A 15,647-nucleotide genomic window follows, 5' to 3' on the forward strand; every position below is an offset into this window, starting at 1 on the left:
CACCCGCCCCGCTGGCTGACCGCCACGCAGCTGCATCCCGCGCCCGCGGCTGGGTTGCGTGCTTGGTTGTTCGATCAAGGCTCGCTGACCCGGCGGCTGATGGCCCTCTCCGCCGACGCGTTCAGCGTCAGCCCGCTGGCGGAAGGCTGGCAGACCCTACGCAACGACGAATGTGCCGCACTGCAGGTGCCGGCTGGCAGCCAGGGCTGGGTGCGCGAAGTGTATTTGCGCGGTCACGAGCAACCCTGGGTCTTCGCCCGCAGCGTGGCGGCGCGCAGCAGCCTGGAAGGCTCCGGGCTGGCGTTGCGGGAGCTGGGTAGCCGCTCTCTCGGCGAATTGCTGTTCAGCGACCGCGCCTTCGCCCGTGGCGCCATCGAGGTCAGCCGTTACCCCGCCGCCTGGCTGCCCGCGGCAGTCCGCACCGAGCGCCTGTGGGCTCGCCGCTCCAGCTTCAGCCGGGGCGGCTTGGCGGTGCTGGTGGCGGAAGTCTTTCTGCCGAGCTTGTGGCAACAGGCACAAATCCACACCGTATAATCCGCGCAACTCGCCCGGAGACGCGCTCGATGTACACCCGCCTGCTGCAATCGCTCAATCGCCTGCATCCCCGCGCCTGGGATTTCGTCCAACTGATGCGCCTGGAAAAACCCATCGGCATCTACCTGCTGCTGTGGCCAACCCTCTGGGCGCTCTGGGTGGCGGCCAAAGGCGTGCCGTCACTGAGCAATCTGCTGATCTTCGTGCTGGGTGTGATCCTGATGCGCGCCGCCGGTTGTGTGATCAACGACTACGCCGACCGCAACTTCGACGGTCACGTCAAACGGACCCGCGAACGCCCGCTGGCCAGCGGCAAGATCGCGCCCCGCGAAGCGCTGGTGCTATTCGCCGTGCTGCTGGTGCTGAGCTTCGCGCTGGTGCTCTGCACCAATGCCACGACGGTCTGGCTGTCCTTCGGCGGGCTGGCGCTGGCCGCCTGTTACCCCTTTATGAAACGCTACACCTTCTACCCGCAGGTGGTGCTCGGCGCGGCATTTTCCTGGGGGATGCCCATGGCCTTTACCGCCGAGACCGGCACGCTGCCGGCCGCCGCCTGGCTGCTGTATCTCGCCAACCTGCTGTGGACGGTGGCCTACGACACCTACTACGCGATGGCCGACCGCGACGACGACCTGAGGATCGGGGTGAAGTCCACCGCCATCCTGTTCGGTGACGCCGACCGCCCGATCATCGCCACATTGCAGGGGCTGGCCCTGCTCTGCCTGCTGCTGGCCGGGGCGCGTTTCGAGCTGGGCGGGTATTTCCACCTCGGGCTAGGCGTGGCGGCGCTGTGCTTCGCCTGGCAATTTTACCGCACCCGCACGCGTGAACCGCAGGTCTGCCTGGCGGCTTTTCTCCACAACCACTGGGCCGGGCTGGCGATCTTCCTCGGCATAGTCGCCGACTACGCCTGGCGCTAGGTATCACGCAACCTGCCGTGCTTGGGCGCGGCCGGCTGCGTGATCGATGTCATTCCGGCTTCGCCACGTGCCAGACACCCCCCTTGCCGTCACCGACCATCTCACCGGGCTTCTTGTCCTGAACAAAGGTGTACAGCGGTTTGCCGTAATAGGCCCATTGCAGCGTGCCATCGTCGCGCTTGACCACGCTCCAATCGTCATCGTCCTTCGCCCCAGCGGCCGCCATCAGCGGTGGCCAGTTCGTCGCGCATTGGTCGTAGCAGTTGGACTTGTTCGCGGTGTCTTTGTCATAGGTGTAAAGCGTCATGCCTTGGCTGTCGACCAACATGCCGTCCTTCTCCATCGCCGGCTCTGCCGCGTAGGCGAGTCCCGACAACGCCAATGCGGCGCCCGCGAGCAGCGCCATCGAGGTGGGGAAAGTTCTCATCAGGTATCTCCTCTAAGTGGGCTGAGGCGGCCATGCAGTCAGTTGCGGCCGCGGCCGGACACCTCCTTGAGCATAGCCGAGCCAGGCGCAGGCAAAGCCGCTAACATCGACCTGTCACACCGCTGCAATAATTCCGTTATCTAATGCGGCGCAAGACAGCTGAACGACCCGAGGCCTGACCCATGGTTGGCAAGAACATCCTGATCGTTGACGACGAAGCGCCGATCCGCGAAATGATCGCGGTCGCTCTGGAAATGGCCGGCTATGAATGCCTGGAGGCGGAAAACACCCAGCAGGCCCATGCCATCATCGTCGACCGCAAACCCGATCTGATCCTGCTCGACTGGATGCTGCCCGGCACCTCCGGCATCGAACTGGCGCGGCGGCTCAAGCGCGACGAGCTGACCGGTGGCATCCCGATCATCATGCTCACCGCCAAGGGCGAAGAGGACAACAAGATCCAGGGCCTGGAAGTCGGTGCCGACGACTACATCACCAAGCCGTTCTCGCCGCGCGAACTGGTCGCCCGCCTCAAGGCGGTGCTGCGCCGTGCCGGGCCCAGCGATGGCGAGGCGCCGATCGAAGTCGGCGGCCTGCTGCTCGACCCGATCAGCCACCGGGTGACCATCGACGGCAAACCGGCCGAGATGGGGCCCACCGAATATCGCCTGCTGCAGTTCTTTATGACCCATCAAGAAAGGGCGTATACCCGCGGCCAATTGCTCGACCAGGTCTGGGGCGGCAACGTGTATGTCGAGGAGCGCACCGTCGACGTGCATATCCGCCGCCTGCGCAAGGCGCTCGGTGAGGTGTATGAGAATTTGGTACAAACCGTACGCGGCACCGGCTATCGTTTCTCCACCAAAAGTTAGCGCCAGGACGGCTGCAACGTGAATCAAGACTGGCGTGGCGCCGTTATCCGCCGCCTGTTACTGCTCCTGGCCGGCTGCCTGCTGGTCGGCCTGCTCAGCGGCGAATATGCCTGGAGCCTGGTGGTCGGCCTCGCCGCCTATCTCGGCTGGACCCTGGCCCAGCTGCTGCGCCTGCACAGCTGGCTGAAGCAGCACCAGGCGGATGAGCCGCCGCCGGATGGCTACGGCCTGTGGGGCGAAGTCTTCGACAGCATCTACCACCTGCAACGTCGCGACCAACGGGTGCGCGGGCGCCTGCAAGCGGTGATCGATCGGGTGCAGGAATCCACCGCGGCGCTGACCGACGCGGTGATCATGCTCGATAGCGACGGCAACCTGGAGTGGTGGAACCGCGCCGCGGAGACCCTGCTCGGCCTGAAGACCCCGCAGGACAGCGGCCAGCCGGTGACCAACCTGGTGCGCCATCCGGCGTTCAAGGACTACTTCGAGCAGAACAACCACAGCGAACCGCTAGAGCTGCCCTCGCCGATCAACGACCGCCTGCGCCTGGAATTCCACATCACCCAGTACGGCAACCACGAGCATCTGATGCTGGTCCGCGATATCACCCGCCTGCACCAGCTGGAGCAGATGCGCAAAGACTTCGTCGCCAACGTCTCCCATGAGCTGCGCACCCCGCTGACGGTGATCTCCGGCTATCTGGAAACCCTGCTGGATAATGTCGACGACATCAATCCACGCTGGCTGCGCGCCCTGCAGCAGATGCAGCAGCAAGGCGGGCGGATGCAGAACCTGCTGAATGACCTGCTGCTGCTGGCCAAACTGGAAGCCACCGATTACCCCTCGGACAACCAACCGGTGGCAGTCGACTTGCTGCTGCTGTCGATCAAGGGCGACGCGCAAGCCCTGTCGAACGAGCGCCATCACCGCATCAGCCTGGAGGCCGACGCCGGCCTCAGGCTCAAAGGCAGCGAGGTGGAGCTGCGCAGCGCCTTCTCCAACCTGATCTTCAACGCGGTGAAATACACCCCGGATGAGGGCGAAATCCGCATCCGCTGGTGGGGCGACGAGCTGGGCGCGCACCTCAGCGTGCAGGACAACGGCCCGGGCATCGAAGCCAAACACCTGCCACGGCTGACCGAGCGTTTCTACCGGGTCGACTCCAGCCGCGCCTCGAATACCGGCGGCACCGGGCTCGGGCTGGCCATCGCCAAACACGTGCTGCTGCGTCACCGCGCCCGCCTGGATATCAGCAGCGTGCTGGGCAAGGGCAGCACCTTCACCTGCCACTTCCCGCCCATCCAAGCGGTCAAGCGCTGAGGCCGTTGAACAGCAGGGGACTGGGCAAGTCGTGCGCTAGCCGCTAGGCTGCTCGACTGGCGCCCGACTTCGCGACGCCATCACCTGATTACCCGGAATCCTTGAAACACCCTTATGGACCCTTCCCCTAGTTTCAACGCCGCCACCTATTTCGCCGACTTTGGTCTCATCCTCTTCGCCCTGCTGCTGGTGCTGCTCAACGGCTTCTTCGTCGCCGCCGAGTTCGCCATCGTCAAGCTGCGCGCCACCCGGGTCGAGGCCATCGCCAGAAAGAGCGGTTGGCGCGGGCAAATCCTGCGCACCGTACACAATCAGCTGGATGCCTACCTGTCGGCCTGCCAGTTGGGTATCACCCTGGCCTCGCTGGGCCTGGGCTGGGTCGGTGAGCCGGCCTTCGCCCACCTACTCCAGCCGCTGTTCGAAAGCCTCGGCGTAGGCTCGCCGAAGGTGGTGCATGGCTTCGCCTTCTTCACTGCCTTCTTCATCATTTCCTACCTGCACATAGTGGTCGGCGAGCTGGCCCCCAAGTCCTGGGCAATCCGCCAGCCCGAGGTGCTTTCGCTGTGGACGGCCGCGCCGCTGTACCTGTTCTACTGGGCCATGTACCCGGCGATCTGGATCCTCAACGCCAGCGCCAACACCGTGCTGCGCATCGCCGGTCAGGGCGAACCGGGGCCGCACCATGAGCACCACTACAGCCGCGACGAGCTCAAGCTGATCCTGCATTCCAGCCGCGCCAGCGACCCCAGCGATCAAGACATGCGCGTGCTGGCCTCGGCGGTGGAGTTGGGCGAACTGGAGGTGGTCGACTGGGCCAACTCCCGTGAAGACCTGGTCTACCTGGAGCTGAACGCGACACTGGATCAGGTCTTCAGCCTGTTCCGCCGGCACAAATACAGCCGCTACCCGGTGTACGACGAGGCCGCCGGCGACTTTGTCGGCGTCCTGCATATCAAGGATCTGCTGCTGCACCTGTCGCTGCTGGAAATGCTGCCCTCGGCACTCAAACTCGGCGAGCTGATGCACCCGCTGGAGCGAGTGAGCCGGCACATGCCGCTGTCCAGCCTGCTGGAGCAGTTCCGCAAGGGTGGCGCGCACTTCGCCCTGGTCGAGGAAGCCGACGGCAAGGTCATCGGTTACCTGACCATGGAAGACGTGCTGGAAGCACTGGTCGGCGACATTCAGGACGAACACCGTAAGGCCGAACGCGGCGTCCTCGCCTACCAGCCGGGCAAGCTGCTGGTGCGTGGTGACACGCCGCTGTTCAAGGTCGAGCGCCTGCTCGGCGTCGACCTCGACCATATCGACGCGGAAACCCTCGCCGGGCTGATCTACGAAACGCTCAAACGCGTGCCGGAAGAGGAAGAGGTGCTCGAGGTCGACGGCCTGCGGATCATCGTCAAGAAGATGAAAGGCCCGAAGATCATCCTGGCCAAGGTGCTCAAGCTGGATTGAGGTTGACCGCCCTGGCCGACGCGCTGCCCTGCTGCAAAAACAACGCGAACAGCTCGGCGTGACTGCCGACCCCAAGCTTGTGATACAGGTTGCGCCGGTGCACCTTCACGGTCTCCGGCGAAATGCCCAGCCGTTGGGCGATGGCCTTGCTGGAAAACCCCTGAAGGATCAGCCGCGCCGTTTCGCTCTCGCGTTCGGAGAGGCGCGCGGCGAACTGGCCAAAGGCCGCGGCGAAGTCGGTCGGCGCCGCCGCAGCCATCGGCGCCTCGATGCGAGCCAGCGCGAGGTGCTTGCGCATGGCCGCCAGCACCCAGTCGCGCACGCACAGCAAGGCGCCGACCTGCTCGTTGCGAAAGGCCGTATGGCTACCCAGCGACAATCCCAGCACCACACCCTCGCCGAGGTTGAGCATGAATTGCAACTCATCGCGGCCCACCACCTGCCGAAAATAGCTCAGGTAATACTCGCTCTGGCGGAACTGGTCGGGCGCCAGCGCCTCCAGCCGATACAGGCCGTCGCTGATGCCACTAGTGGCGGCCAGGTAGAAGGGGTCGAGCAGGTACATGCCGGAGCAGTAATCGGCAAACTGCTCGGCCTCGCCCAGGCGAGTGAATTCGAGGACCTCCAGCACCTGCGGTGCTCGTTCGCGCGGCATCAGCGCCAGCAGCGCGTTGTCCACCGGCACCAATAACCGCAGGGTCGCCACCAGGCTACGCCAGAAGCGCGGCGTGCCGAGCTGCTCGAACAACTCTGCGAGTCCCTGATGTATTGGCAGTTCTTTCAGTAAGGCATCCACAGCCTACCCCTTTCGAGTAACCCTTGATGGGAATTGGTGACGCGCCGACACCGCTCTAGTCTGTTCGCTACAAGAACAACATCCAACCCCGTGACAGGAGTGACCCCATGATGCTTTCCCGCACTTCGCGCCTCAACCTCGGCCTCGGCGCATGCCTCTCCTGCGGGCTGGCAATGGCAGCCGCCGACGCCCCCAGCGTGCATGTGTACAACTGGTACGACTATATCGGCCCCACAACCCTGAAAGACTTCAAGCGTGACACGGGCATCATGCCCATCTACGACACCTTCGACAGCGCCGAAGTCCTGGAGAGCAAGCTGCTCACCGGCGGCAGCGGTTACGACGTGGTGGTGGCCAGCAACTTCAGCCTGCCGACGCTGATCAAGGCCGGCGTCCTCGAGCCCCTGGACCCCGCCAAGCTGCCGAACCTCAAGCACATGGACCCCGCGCTGCTGGCCAAGCTGGCCAGCAACGACCCGGGCAACCGCTATGCCGTGCCGTACATGTGGGGCACCAACGGCATCGGCTACAACGTCGACAAGGTCCGCGCCGTGCTCGGCGAGCAGGCGCCGGTGGATTCCTGGGACCTGCTGTTCAAGGAGGAGAACCTGGCCAAACTCAGCCAGTGCGGCGTGGCCCTGCTCGACTCGCCGTCCGAGATACTGCCCATCGCCTTGCATTACCTGGGGCTGCCGCCCAACAGCAAAAACCCGGACGACTACCAGAAGGCCGAGGCGCTGCTGCTCAAGCTGCGGCCGCACATCGCCTACTTCAACTCGTCCAAGTTCATCACCGACCTGTCCAACGGCGACATCTGCGTGGCGGTGGGCTGGGCCGGCGGCATGCTGGACGCCAAGGCCAACGCCGAGCAGGCCGGCAACGGCGTGCGCATCGAGTACAGCCTGCCGAAGGAAGGCGCTCCGGTGTGGTTCGACACCCTGGTGCTGCTCAAGCAGGCGCCCCACCCGACCCAGGGCCTGGCTTTTATCGACTACCTGATGCGCCCGGAAGTCATCGCGCCGATCACCGACCACCTGCGCTACCCCAACGGCAACCGCAGCGCCACGCCGCTGGTCAGTGCCACGACGCGCAACAACCCGGCCGTCTACCCGCCGGCAGAGACCATGGCCAGGTTGTTCACCCTGGAGCCGCTGCCGAAGAAGACCGAGCGCATCCGCACCCGCGTCTGGAGCAAGGTGAAGAGCGGTCAGTGAGCCTAACCCCAATCCTTTCTGTATCCACCTGCCATGAGAAAAACCATGAAACCACGTGCCCGCGATCTGCACATCCAATTCGGCCAACTGCAACCCGGCCCGCTCAATGCCATCACCGATGTACCCGGCGTGCGCGTCGGTCACAGCAATATCCGGGGGCGTAGCGCCAACGGCCGCGACATCAACACCGGCGTCACCCTGATCGAGCCGCGTGCGGGTTCCACCACCCAGCAGCCCTGCTTCGCCGGCGTGCATATCCTCAACGGCAACGGCGACGCCACCGGCCTGGAGTGGATTCGCGAGGCCGGCCTGCTGACCAGCCCGATCGCCTTTACCAACACCCACAGCATTGGTGTGGTGCGCGACGCCCTGATCGCCCTGGACCGCCAGGATCAGCCCGCTGACGGGCGCCTGTACTGGAATATGCCGGTGGTGCTGGAGACCTTCGACGGTCTGCTGAATGACATCAACGGCTTCCATGTGCGCGCCGAGCATGTGGCCGAAGCCCTGGGCCGCGCCGTCGGTGGCCCGGTGGCCGAAGGCGCGGTCGGCGGCGGTAGCGGCATGATCTGCCACGAGTACAAGGGCGGCATCGGCACCGCCTCGCGGCGTCTGAGCGCGGCCCAGGGCGGCTGGACCGTGGGCGCCATCGTCCAGGCTAACCACGGCACGCGCCACGAGCTGCGCGTGGATGGTTACCCGGTGGGGCGCTATATGGAAAAGGCCACCTCGCCGTTCCTGCGCGCCGATCTGCCGCATCCGGGCATGGGCTCGATAGTGGTCTGCCTGGCCACCGATGCACCGCTGCTGCCGCACCAGTGCACGCGCCTGGCCCAGCGCGCCAGCATCGGCATCGCCCGCACCGGTGGCGGTACCGAGGACTGCAGCGGTGACATCTTCGTCGCCTTCTCCACCGGCAACCAGCAGCTGGAGGCAACCGCCTACGAGCGCAAGGGCGCCTTCACCTGCGACGGCCTGCGCATGGTCAACAACGACCATATCGGTGATCTGTTCCTCGCTGCCGCGGAGGCCGTGGAGGAAGCCATCATCAATGCGCTGCTGGCAGCCAATACCGTCGAGGGCAATGGCCATCGGGTCCAGGGACTGGACCGCGACACCCTGCTGGAAGCCCTGCGCAAGGCCGGCTGGCAGCCGCGCGGCCACGATTTGACCAAGGAGTAATGGAACATGCGTCACCTGCATATCGCCGCCCTGCAAACCGCGTCGGTCAGCCATGACGTCGACGCCAGCTGGGCACGTTTCGCCAGCCAGGCCCACCAGGTGCGGCAGCTGTTCCCCCAGGTCCAGCTGCTGATGCTGCCGGAACTGGTATTGAGCGGCAGCGCCCCGCTGCTGCAAGCTGAGGCGGGTTGGATGGAACACGTCGCCGAACCGCTGGATGGCCCGCAGGTCCAGCGCCTGTGCGGCCTGGCCCGTGAGCTGGGGTTGTGGCTGCAACCGGGCAGCCTGTTCGAGCGCGCGGACGATGGGCAGATCTACAACACCGCCCTGCTGATCTCGCCGGCCGGTGAGATTGCCGCGCGCTACCGCAAGATTTTCCCCTGGCAGCCGTACGAAACCAGCACCCCGGGCGACCAATTCGTGGTCTGCGACTTGCCCGGCATCGGCCGTGTCGGATTGGCCATCTGCTATGACAACAGCTTCCCCGAAGTGGCGCGGCAACTGGCCTGGCTCGGTGCCGAGGTGATCCTGGTGCCGACGCTGACCGGCACCCGTGACCGCGAGATGGAGTGCGTCTGCGCCCGCGCCAATGCCTTCTGCAATCAGCTGTATGTGGTCAACCTGAACGCCGCCAGCCCGCTGGGAGTCGGCGAAAGCCTGATCGTCGACCCAGAAGGCCTGGTGCGGCAGAAGGCCGGCGCCGGCGAGGAGATCCTCGTCGATTGCCTCGATCTTGAGCAGGTCGCGCGCGTCCGCCAGCATGGCAGCGCCGGGGTCAGCCGGCCCTGGCAGCAGCTGCAACGCTATGCCGGGCGACTGGCGTTGCCGATGTATGGCGGGCACCTGCAGGCCATGCCTGACGCTTGAGTGCGGCAGGCCGGCGAGCAACGCCCCCTGGCTCCCCCGCCTGCGCGGGGAGAACCAGGAAGGCGGCGAGCGCCCTGTCAGTGCGCCTCTTCCAGCTCGTCGTGCAGCAGGCCGAAGATCTCGCGCTTCATCTCGATGAACGAGCGCTCCATGACCATGTCCAGCGTGCGCGGCCGCTCGATCGGCACGTCGAGGATCTTCTTGATCCGCCCCGGACGGGCACCCATCACATAGACGCGGTCGCCGAGCAGGATCGCCTCGTCGATGTCGTGAGTGACGAACAGCACGGTCTTCTTGCTGTTACCCCAGACCCGCAACAATAGTTGCTGCATCTGCAGACGGGTCTGGCTATCCAGCGCGCCGAAGGGTTCGTCCATCAGCAGGATCTGCGGGTCGTTGGCCAGCGCGCGGGCGATCGCCACGCGCTGCATCATGCCGCCGGAGAGCTGCTTGGGGTAGTTGTCGGCGAACTGCGCGAGGCCGACTTCGTTGAGGTAGAAGTCGACTATCTCGGCGCGCTGCCTGGCCGGCATACCGCGGCGCTTGAGACCGAACTCGATGTTCTGCCGTACCGTCAGCCAGGGGAACAGGGTGTAGCCCTGGAACACCATGCCGCGGTCGACGCCCGGCCCCTCGACCTGCTGGCCGCCGACATGGATGCTGCCCGCAGTCGGTTCCGCCAGGCCGGCGGTGAGATACAGCAGGCTCGACTTGCCGCAACCGGAGGGGCCGACCAGCACCGCGAACTGCTGATCCGGCACCTCGAAGGAGACCTTGTCCAACGCGGTGAAGGTCGAGCCGCTGGGGGTCTGGTACTGCAGGCTGACCGCTTCGACGCGCAAGCATGCCGGCGCCACAGTTTGCGCGGCTAACGAAACCGCATTGTCACGTTGCACCGCTGCTACTGCGCCCATGAGGCCACCTTGAGTCGAAGGAATCGGAACAGTTGATCGGTCATCAGGCCCAGCAGGCCGATGATGGCGATGGCGAGGAAAATCACATCGACCTGGAAGCCACGCATGGCCTTCAAGCTGATGTAACCGAGGCCGCTGGACGCCGCGACCAGTTCGGCCACCACCAGGTAGGTCCAGGCCCAACCCATGGTCACCCGCAGGGTATCCAGCACGCCCGGCAGCGACGCCGGACCGAGCACGTGGAAGAGCACATCGCGGCGATTGGAGCCGAGGGTGTAGGAGGCATTGATCAGATCCTTGGACACGCCCTTGGAGACGTCGGCGATCATCACCAGTTGCTGGAAGAACACGCCGAAGATGATCACCGTCACCCGCTGCTCCAGACCGATGCCGATCCAGAGGATGAACAGCGGCACGAAGGAGGTCACCGGCAGGTAGCGGATGAAGTTCACCAGCGGTTCGAGGAACGCCTGGACGATGCGGAAGCTGCCCATCAGCAGCCCCAGCGGCACCGCCACCAGGGATGAGACGATGAAACCGATCATCACCACCTCGACGCTGGCCCAGACGTGCTGCGCCAGGGTGCCATCGCTACCCAGTCGCCCGGCCGCCTCCAGCACCGCGCCCGGGGTGGGCAGGAACATGGTCGGCACCACGCCGCCATAGGAGAGCCCGGCCCACAGGCCGATTACCAGCAGCCAACAAACCGTGCTGGCGCCGAGCAGCAGCTTGGCCGGCAAGTCGACCTTGGGCGTCAGGCAGCGATTAAGCCAGGATTTTGAATTGACCATGATTGCCTCCGCTTATGGGCTGACGAATGTCGGATCGACCAGCTCGTCGTAGCTGACGGCAAAGGGTTTACCTTGCAGTGAGCTCCAAGTCTGGTTGGCCAGTGTGATCAGCTCGGCGATGTCACTGGGCGTGCCGGGGGTGCCGAGCAGTTTTTCGCTCATGGCCTGGTCATAGAAGCGCACGCCCTTGGCGGCACTGGCCATTTCCACCGGGTCAGCCAGATAGCCGCCGACGCCCTTGGCCATGATGGCGTAGGCCTCCTGCGGATGCTCCTTGGTGTACTGCACCGCCTTGTACAGGCCGTTGACCAGCGCCTTGACGTCTTCCGGCTGCTTCTCGATGACGTCGCAGTTGAGCGCGACCACATCGACGATGATCCCGGGCGTCTGGGTGCTGTCGATCAGCACCTTGCCCTGGCCTTTCTGGCGCACCATCGACAGGTGCGGCTCCCAGGTCACCGCGGCCGGAATGCGCCCGGCGATAAAGGCGGTGGCGGCGTCGTCGGCGGTCATGTTCTGAACCTCCAGATCGCTCATGGACATGCCGTTTTGCTTGAGCAGATAGGCCAGCCAGAACTGCGAGACCGAACCCTCGTTGACCGCGACCGCCTTGCCCTTCAGTTCACTCAGGCTGTTGACCTCCTTGCCCACCAGCACGCCGTCGCCGCCGTAGCTGTCGTCCAGCGCGGCCACCGCTTTGAAGCAGAACTGTGGACGGTATTTGAGGATTTCATCGATGGTCGACGCCGAGCCGGAGAGTTTGCCGGAGGCCTGGGCGGCCATGTACATCGAGGACTCCTCCATGGTGGTCAGCTGCAGGTCGAGACCCTGCTCCTTGAAGTAGCCCAAGTCGCGGGCCAGGTAGAGGGTGCCGTAGCCGACCCAGGTGGTATGGCCGATGGACAGGGTGCCGGCCTGGGCGCCAGTGGCGACGCCTACGGCCAGTGCGGTGGAGGCAAGGGACAGCGAGGAACGCTTGAGCAAGGACTTGAACATGGAACACTCCCACAGCCTATTGGCTTAGTTGTTGGATTGCGGGGCAGCATTGGCCGAAGGCCAAAAGGGTTCCGTCGCGCCGGCCGCTACGGGCCGGCGTGATAGGTAGTACAGGGCATGGAATGCCGGGGTTGGCTTAGAACCTGTTTACGATCTGCTGCGCTCGGTCATGCTGCGTTAAAAATGGCTTCGGACTGCTCATTTACAACTCGTAAACTCCGCGTCCTCAGCCATTTTTTCCTTGCCTGACCTTCGCTCGCGACGATCGTAAACAGGCTCTTACAGCCGCCCCAGCTCCTGCGCGGTGCGGTCCACCGCGCGCTTGGTCTTCTCGATCAGTTCATCGAGTTCGCTGTGACTGGCCACCAGGGCCGGCGCCATGATCATCCGGCCGAGGGTGGCGCGGATGATCAGGCCTTCTTCGAAGCCATGGGTGCGGCAGCGCCAGGTGATGTCCGCCTCGTTGGCGAAGCGCTTGCGCGTGGCCTTGTCCTCGGCGAACTGCAGGGCGGCGACCATCCCGGCGCCCTGGATTTCGCCGACCAACGGGTGCTGGCCGAACACTTCACGCAGGCAGTTCTGCAGGTACGGACCGGTCTCCTGCTTGACCCGAGTGACCACGCCCTCGTCGCGCAGCGCCTTGAGGTTGGCGGTGGCCACTGCCGCGGCCACCGGGTGGCCGGAGTAGGTCAGGCCGTGGGCGAACACGCCGCCCTGCTCGACCAGCACCTCGGCCATGCGCTTGGACAGGATCAGCCCGCCCATCGGGATGTAACCGGAGGTCAGGCCCTTGGCGATCGACAGGGTGTCCGGCTCGAAGCCGAAATACTCGTGGGCGAACCATTCGCCGGTGCGGCCGAAACCGCCGATCACCTCATCGGCGCACAGCAGCACGTCGTACTGGCGGCAGATGCGCTGGATCTCCGGCCAGTAGCTTTCCGGCGGGAAGATCATGCCGCCGGCGCCCTGGAACGGCTCGGCGATGAAGCCGGCGACGTTCTCCGCGCCCAGTTCGAGGATCTTCTCTTCCAGCTGACGGGCCGCCCGCAGGCCGAATTCGGCCGGCGTCAGGTCGCCCTCGTGGCCGTACCAGTAGGGTTCGTCGATGTGCGCGACGTCGGGGATCAGGCCGCCCATCTCGTGCATGAACTTCATCCCGCCGAGCGCGGTCGCGGCCAGAGTCGAGCCGTGGTAACCGTTCCAGCGGCCGATCATGACCTTCTTCTGCGGCTGGCCGAGAATCTGCCAGTAGCGGCGCACGGTGCGGATCAGCGCCTCGTTGGCTTCGGAACCGGAGTTGGTGTAGATCGCGTGGCTGTAGTGACCGGGCAACAGACTGAACAACAGCTCGGACAGCTCGATCACCGCCGGGTGGGTGGTGTGGAAGAACATGTTGTAGTACGGCAGCTGTTCCAGCTGGCGAGTTGCCGCGGCAGTCAGGTCGCTACGGCCATAACCGAGGTTGGTGCACCAGAGGCCGGACATGCCGTCCAGATAACGCTGGCCGTCGTTGTCCCACAGGTGCAGGCGCTCACCTTTGACCATCACCCGCGGGCCTTCGGCGTTCAGCGCCTTCTGGTCGAGAAACGCGTGGATGTGGTGGGCGGCGTCCAATGCCTGGTAGTCACGGGTTTCGCGTTGGGTTTTGATTGGGGCAGTCATAGCCAAGTCTCCAATTTCTACGCTTAGCGCAGCTGAAACCAGGTGGTCTTCAGCTGGGTGTATTTATCAAATGAGTGCAGCGACAGATCGCGGCCGAAGCCGGACTGCTTGCCGCCACCGAAGGGCACAGTCACATCCAGAGCGTCCACCGTATTGACCGAAACCGTGCCGGCGTTCAGGCGCCTGGCCACGCGATGGGCGCGGTTGAGGTCGTCGCTCCACAGCGAGGCGGCCAGGCCGTAGACACTGTCGTTGGCCAGGCGCACGGCCTGGTCTTCGTCGTCGAAGGCGGTCACCGCCAGCACCGGGCCGAACACCTCTTCACGGGCCAGGGGCATCTCGGCCCGTACGCCAGTGAAGATGGTCGGCTCGATAAAGTTGTTTGAGCCGTTGAAGCTCAGGCGCCGGCCACCGCAGACCAAGGTCGCAGCACTGGCGCGGGCGCTGTCGATGAAGCCCATCACGCTATCGGCCTGCCGGGCGTCGACCATGGCACCGGCGCGGCTCTGTGGATTCAGGGGGTCACCCGGCTGCCAGTGGCGCGCCTTGACGATCAGGCGCTCGACGAACTCGTCGTGGATCGAGCGCTGCACCAGCAGCCGCGAGTTGGCCGAACAGACTTCGCCCTGATTGAAGAAAATCGCAAAGGCGGCCTTCTCCGCCGCCAGGTCGAGGTCCTGGCAATCGCCGAAGATCAGGCTCGGGCTCTTACCGCCGCACTCCAGCCAGACCTGTTTAAGGTTGGACTGCGCCGAGTACTGCATGAAGTATTTGCCCACCTGGGTCGAGCCGGTGAACACCAGGCAGTCGACATCCGGGTGCAGGCCGAGCGCCTTGCCGGCACTCTCGCCGAGGCCCGGCAGCACGCTCAGCACGCCCTCCGGCAGCCCCGCCTCCAGCGCCAGTTCGGCCAGGCGCAGGGCGGAAAACGGCGACTGCTCGGCTGGCTTGAGGACCACCGAGTTGCCGGCGGCCAAGGCCGGGGCGAGCTTCCAGGCCGCCATATCCAGCGGAAAATTCCACGGCACCACCGCCGCGACCACCCCGAGCGGCACGCGGGTGATGGTGGCCAGGACGTTTGGCGCGCTGGGGGCGACTTGGTCGTAGAGTTTGTCGAGGCTTTCCGCATACCAGCGAAACACCCCGGCGGCGCCCGGCACGTCGATGTTGTAAGCATCCATCACCGGCTTGCCCATGTTCAGCGAGTCGAGCAGGGCCAGCTCCTCGCGGTTGGCCAGGATCAACTCGGCCAGGCGCAGCAGCACGCGCTTGCGCTCCCCCGGCGCCATCCGCGCCCAGGGGCCGCTGTCGAAAGCCTGACGCGCGACCCGCACGGCGGAGTCGACCTCAACGGCGCCGCAGGCGGCGACATTCGCCAGCAGTTGGTTGGTGGCCGGGTTAATCGCCGCGAAGGTCGCACCAGACTCGGCGGCGACCTGCCGGCCGCCGATCAGGGCCCGGTCGATGAAGCGCTGGCTACGCGCACGTTGTTGCCAATCATTGAGTTCGAACACCCTTGAGCTCCCTAGCCTGCGACCGGTTATGGCCGGTCATGGTGGTTTTGGATGCGGTTGATGGTGGCCGAAGGCGCGCCTTAGGAAAATTATTAAATATGTGTTCGGGGTATACGAAAAAGCTCGTTAGCCCCGCCCCAACAAAGTGCGCCGTGCTGGGTTATTGTGCAGTGCGGTCCGGCA

The 15,647-nt window shown here is 65.0% G+C and carries 15 protein-coding genes; 8 read left to right on the forward strand and 7 right to left on the reverse strand.

All coding sequences use genetic code 11. The features are described from left to right. Nucleotides 1-534, forward strand: a 534-nt coding sequence (locus FFS13_RS01825; RefSeq protein ID WP_137817425.1) for a chorismate lyase, incomplete at its 5' end; no start/stop codon positions are given. 29 nt (nt 535-563) lie between these two features. Beyond that, nucleotides 564-1,454 (forward strand): 4-hydroxybenzoate octaprenyltransferase, encoded by an 891-nt coding sequence (gene ubiA, locus FFS13_RS01830; protein ID WP_137817426.1) that lies wholly within the window; start codon nt 564-566, stop codon nt 1,452-1,454. A gap of 49 nt (nt 1,455-1,503) precedes the next feature. Here the strand turns inward: ubiA and FFS13_RS01835 are convergent, their stop codons facing one another. Then, the gene (locus FFS13_RS01835; RefSeq protein WP_137817427.1) at nt 1,504-1,881 is read right to left on the reverse strand and encodes a hypothetical protein; all 378 of its coding nucleotides are present in this window, start codon (nt 1,879-1,881) and stop codon (nt 1,504-1,506) included. 182 nt (nt 1,882-2,063) lie between these two features. On the opposite strand from FFS13_RS01835, the gene phoB reads away from it, so the two are divergent. From phoB to FFS13_RS01850, 3 genes are all read left to right on the forward strand, one after another. After that, nucleotides 2,064-2,753, forward strand: coding sequence for a phosphate regulon transcriptional regulator PhoB (phoB, locus tag FFS13_RS01840; RefSeq protein ID WP_119953176.1), 690 nt, complete (start codon nt 2,064-2,066; stop codon nt 2,751-2,753). Between the two features lie 18 nt (nt 2,754-2,771). Continuing rightward, complete coding sequence (gene phoR / locus FFS13_RS01845; RefSeq protein ID WP_137817428.1) at nt 2,772-4,073, forward strand: phosphate regulon sensor histidine kinase PhoR; 1,302 nt, start codon at nt 2,772-2,774, stop codon at nt 4,071-4,073. Between the two features lie 114 nt (nt 4,074-4,187). Next, nucleotides 4,188-5,528 (forward strand): hemolysin family protein, encoded by a 1,341-nt coding sequence (locus tag FFS13_RS01850; RefSeq protein WP_137817429.1) that lies wholly within the window; start codon nt 4,188-4,190, stop codon nt 5,526-5,528. Here FFS13_RS01850 and FFS13_RS01855 read toward each other — a convergent pair. Then, complete coding sequence (locus tag FFS13_RS01855; RefSeq protein WP_137817430.1) at nt 5,515-6,324, reverse strand: helix-turn-helix transcriptional regulator; 810 nt, start codon at nt 6,322-6,324, stop codon at nt 5,515-5,517. The genes FFS13_RS01850 and FFS13_RS01855 overlap by 14 nt on opposite strands. A 110-nt stretch (nt 6,325-6,434) precedes the next feature. Here FFS13_RS01855 and FFS13_RS01860 point away from each other — a divergent pair, with 110 nt between their 5' ends. From FFS13_RS01860 to FFS13_RS01870, 3 genes are read left to right on the forward strand one after another with little or no spacing between them, the layout of a single operon-like run. Further along, nucleotides 6,435-7,538, forward strand: coding sequence for a polyamine ABC transporter substrate-binding protein (locus FFS13_RS01860; RefSeq protein ID WP_137817718.1), 1,104 nt, complete (start codon nt 6,435-6,437; stop codon nt 7,536-7,538). Nucleotides 7,539-7,583: 45 nt separating this feature from the next. Beyond that, a complete protein-coding gene (locus FFS13_RS01865; protein WP_137817431.1) occupies nt 7,584-8,720 on the forward strand; it encodes a P1 family peptidase in 1,137 nt (378 codons plus the stop codon). A gap of 6 nt (nt 8,721-8,726) precedes the next feature. Continuing rightward, entirely contained in the window at nt 8,727-9,587 is an 861-nt protein-coding gene (locus tag FFS13_RS01870; protein ID WP_137817432.1) for a carbon-nitrogen hydrolase family protein, read from the forward strand. Between the two features lie 77 nt (nt 9,588-9,664). Here FFS13_RS01870 and FFS13_RS01875 read toward each other — a convergent pair whose 3' ends face one another. From FFS13_RS01875 to FFS13_RS01895, 5 genes are all read right to left on the reverse strand, one after another. After that, complete coding sequence (locus FFS13_RS01875) at nt 9,665-10,501, reverse strand: ABC transporter ATP-binding protein (RefSeq protein ID WP_137817433.1); 837 nt, start codon at nt 10,499-10,501, stop codon at nt 9,665-9,667. Next, on the reverse strand, nt 10,489-11,292 hold the full coding sequence (locus FFS13_RS01880) for an ABC transporter permease (RefSeq protein WP_137817434.1): 804 nt from the start codon (nt 11,290-11,292) through the stop codon (nt 10,489-10,491). Before FFS13_RS01880 ends, FFS13_RS01875 begins: the two co-directional genes overlap by 13 nt. Before the next feature lie 12 nt (nt 11,293-11,304). Continuing rightward, nucleotides 11,305-12,288, reverse strand: coding sequence for an ABC transporter substrate-binding protein (locus FFS13_RS01885; protein ID WP_137817435.1), 984 nt, complete (start codon nt 12,286-12,288; stop codon nt 11,305-11,307). Between the two features lie 279 nt (nt 12,289-12,567). Continuing rightward, nucleotides 12,568-13,950 carry an aspartate aminotransferase family protein gene (locus tag FFS13_RS01890; RefSeq protein ID WP_137817436.1) on the reverse strand — a complete coding sequence of 461 codons (1,383 nt, stop codon included), beginning with the start codon at nt 13,948-13,950 and terminating at the stop codon, nt 12,568-12,570. A 23-nt stretch (nt 13,951-13,973) separates the two neighbouring features. Then, a complete protein-coding gene (locus tag FFS13_RS01895) occupies nt 13,974-15,464 on the reverse strand; it encodes an aldehyde dehydrogenase (protein WP_137817437.1) in 1,491 nt (496 codons plus the stop codon). Between the last annotated feature and the right edge of the window lie 183 nt (nt 15,465-15,647).

The sequence above is a fragment of the Pseudomonas sp. 2FG genome (genome assembly GCF_005502935.1).
GTDB lineage: Bacteria > Pseudomonadota > Gammaproteobacteria > Pseudomonadales > Pseudomonadaceae > Aquipseudomonas.

Bases quoted from the DNA above. Each gene is read 5' to 3' on its own strand.
- FFS13_RS01865 (WP_137817431.1), top strand. From the start codon at position 7,584: ATGAAACCACGTGCCCGCGATCTGCACATCCAATTCGGCCAACTGCAA.
- FFS13_RS01890 (WP_137817436.1), bottom strand. From the start codon at position 13,950: ATGACTGCCCCAATCAAAACCCAACGCGAAACCCGTGACTACCAGGCA.
- ubiA (WP_137817426.1), top strand. From the start codon at position 564: ATGTACACCCGCCTGCTGCAATCGCTCAATCGCCTGCATCCCCGCGCC.
- phoB (WP_119953176.1), top strand. From the start codon at position 2,064: ATGGTTGGCAAGAACATCCTGATCGTTGACGACGAAGCGCCGATCCGC.
- FFS13_RS01875 (WP_137817433.1), bottom strand. From the start codon at position 10,501: ATGGGCGCAGTAGCAGCGGTGCAACGTGACAATGCGGTTTCGTTAGCC.
- FFS13_RS01860 (WP_137817718.1), top strand. From the start codon at position 6,435: ATGCTTTCCCGCACTTCGCGCCTCAACCTCGGCCTCGGCGCATGCCTC.
- FFS13_RS01870 (WP_137817432.1), top strand. From the start codon at position 8,727: ATGCGTCACCTGCATATCGCCGCCCTGCAAACCGCGTCGGTCAGCCAT.
- FFS13_RS01835 (WP_137817427.1), bottom strand. From the start codon at position 1,881: ATGAGAACTTTCCCCACCTCGATGGCGCTGCTCGCGGGCGCCGCATTG.
- FFS13_RS01885 (WP_137817435.1), bottom strand. From the start codon at position 12,288: ATGTTCAAGTCCTTGCTCAAGCGTTCCTCGCTGTCCCTTGCCTCCACC.
- FFS13_RS01850 (WP_137817429.1), top strand. From the start codon at position 4,188: ATGGACCCTTCCCCTAGTTTCAACGCCGCCACCTATTTCGCCGACTTT.
- FFS13_RS01880 (WP_137817434.1), bottom strand. From the start codon at position 11,292: ATGGTCAATTCAAAATCCTGGCTTAATCGCTGCCTGACGCCCAAGGTC.